The organism is Dyadobacter sp. SRI_021, assembly GCF_057586235.1.
Map to the genome: position 1 here is coordinate 1 of NZ_JBYCZM010000058.1, position 258 is coordinate 258.

The 258-nt window shown below is 59.3% G+C and carries 1 protein-coding gene; it reads right to left on the bottom strand.

Annotated features, from left to right (window positions below; all coding sequences use genetic code 11):
• Positions 1–258, bottom strand: a 258-nt coding sequence (locus tag AC2YIT_RS32260; RefSeq protein ID WP_487281957.1) for a hypothetical protein, incomplete at both ends; no start/stop codon positions are given.

Genomic DNA, 258 nt, shown 5'->3' on the forward strand with positions numbered 1-258 from the left:
TTCCGTCGGTCGAAAAATCTCCGGCTATCGCATTGTCTTCCAGACTAAACCGGGCATTCCCGCTTCCGGGCCTGCGGGGAAACACGCGCAGGATATCCCCCGCCGCCACGGCCGTATAGCTCGCTTTGCCCGTGGGGTCCGGCTGCCCGGTACCCGCTTGATGGCCAAAACGGTCCATAAAACCGAGTATCATCGCACCCTGTGCATCAAAGGCAATCGAAGACAAAATAGGCTGTGGCCGGCTTGCCGTTGAAGGCA